The organism is Streptomyces nanhaiensis, assembly GCF_046614825.1.
Taxonomy (GTDB): Bacteria; Actinomycetota; Actinomycetes; order Streptomycetales; family Streptomycetaceae; genus Streptomyces; species Streptomyces radiopugnans.
On record NZ_JBKJFM010000325.1, the window covers coordinates 1 to 1,820 of the forward strand.

2 protein-coding genes and 1 pseudogene are annotated in these 1,820 nt (G+C 71.4%); all 3 read left to right on the top strand.

The annotated features are described in order from the left end of the window. Nucleotides 1–710 (top strand): polymorphic toxin-type HINT domain-containing protein (locus ACLIYP_RS30340; RefSeq protein WP_412716282.1); only part of this gene is annotated, 710 nt, incomplete at its 5' end. Continuing rightward, nucleotides 700–1,056 (top strand): hypothetical protein, encoded by a 357-nt coding sequence (locus ACLIYP_RS30345; RefSeq protein WP_412716283.1) that lies wholly within the window; start codon nucleotides 700–702, stop codon nucleotides 1,054–1,056. The genes ACLIYP_RS30340 and ACLIYP_RS30345, both read left to right, overlap by 11 nt. A 278-nt stretch (nucleotides 1,057–1,334) precedes the next feature. Beyond that, nucleotides 1,335–1,820 (top strand): annotated as a pseudogene (locus tag ACLIYP_RS30350) (alpha/beta hydrolase); the annotation flags it as partial.

A 1,820-nucleotide genomic window follows, 5' to 3' on the forward strand; every position in this document is an offset into this window, starting at 1 on the left:
ACCACAGTTTCCTGCCGGGTACGCCGGTGCTGCTGGCGGACGGGAGCCGCCGGGCGATCGAGGAGGTGCGGGCCGGGGATCTGGTGACGGTCACCGATCCGTACCGGGGGCTGACGACCGTCCGGCCGGTGGCTGGGACGATCACGACCGAGGACGACAAGGACTTCACCCGGCTGACGGTGCTGGTGGGCGGGCGTGCGGTGACGCTGACGGCGACCGACACGCATCCGTTCTGGCTGGCGGACCAGGCGCGCTGGGTGGAGGCGGGCGGGATCCGGCCCGGGGACGAGCTGCGCACGCCCGGGGGCTCCTCCCTGGAGGTGGCGGAGGTCGAGCGCTACGAGCTGCGGCAGCGCACCCACGACCTGTCCATCGAGGACATCCACACCTACTACGTGGGTGTCGGAACCGAGAACGCCCTGGTCCACAACTGCAGTTGGAGCGAGTCCTTCGACAAGCTGCCGGACGGCAAGCAGAAGGGGTCGGTCAAGGTGGTCGAGGACGTCGGCGAGCTCCGGAAGCACTTCGAGGAGTGGACCAAGGACGCCGAGAAGCTCCCCCCGCGCGGTGAGAAGATCCCGGACGTCTACAGGCTGGAGGACGGCACGGTCATCCAGTGGCGGAAGACCTCGGCGTCCGGTGGTGAGACGATCGACATCTTCCCACCGGGGCAGAAGCCGAAGAAGGTGCACATAGACCATGGGAGCTGACGAGAGGGACGAGGCCGGCGGCCGCGCCGGGCTCGTGGACCGCGTACTGGCCGAGGCGGTCGACGACTGGATTCCGGTCGACATGCTGCTCTGGCACGCCCGGGAGGAGGCGAAACGGTCGGGTGAGGACTTCAGGCAGGTCGCCGTCGCCCTGTTGGAGGTCCTGCTGGAGGAGCATCTGATGGAACTCGGAGACCTGGGCGAGAGCGGCTTCGAGGCGTGGAACTCCCCGGTCGGGGACCAGGTGCGGCGTTTCGTCGACGGCTGCGAGTCGGTCGGCTGGGAGCCGTTCGGCGCCCTGTGGTGGCTGGCCATCACCCCCGAAGGGCTGCGGCGCGTGGGGTGATGACGGCTGCCGCAAGCTGTGGCAACCGACCGAAGCCGCAGGCCGGCCGGCCTGTCCGGGAACGGGACGGGAACTGGGACGGTTGATGACGGCGGTGAGCACGGCAGCGCCCCCGGTACCGGCCGGCGCGCGGCAGAACCGCTTCGAGAAAAGGGAGTTGGGCCCGGCTTTGGGTCCCCGGGCCCATGCCTCCCCGGTGGTGGCCCAATAGCCTCCCCGATATGTCGGGACTCGTATCCTCAGCGCCTTCGGACCATGGGTACGCCGGGCGCACACCGATGCCGAGCGCGGTGGTCGCGGCGAGGCTCGTGCTCCTCGCGCTGCTCGGCCTGTCGGTCGCCGACGCGGCGGCCGGCGCGGCGGGCCGGGAGGCGGTGTACGCCCTGGTGCCCGGGGCGGCCGGAGCCCTGCTGGCCGGCGGGATGCGGACGGCCGGGCGCCGGGCGTGGGCGGTCGTCTTCCCCGTGCAGGCCTGGGCGCTGGTCCGGGCGTGGCAGAACACCGGGGACGGCCTGTGGTGGGGGCCGGTCCACATCCTTCTGCCGCTGCTGGTGGTGGCGCTGCTCTCGACGCCGCGTGCGCGCTCCTGGTTCGCCCTGGCACGGGAGCGGAGGGCTCCGCGGCGGTCCTTCTCAGCGGCGCGGATGCTGCGGTTGCGGTGTTCGGAGGGTGGTCAGACCTCGACGGAGTACGTCGGGATGGTCGTGGTGGTGGTCGCGATCGTCGGTGGTCTGGTGGCGGCGGGGGTGACCACCGAGCTGGGG

Bases quoted from the DNA above. Each gene is read 5' to 3' on its own strand.
- ACLIYP_RS30345 (WP_412716283.1), top strand. From the start codon at position 700: ATGGGAGCTGACGAGAGGGACGAGGCCGGCGGCCGCGCCGGGCTCGTG.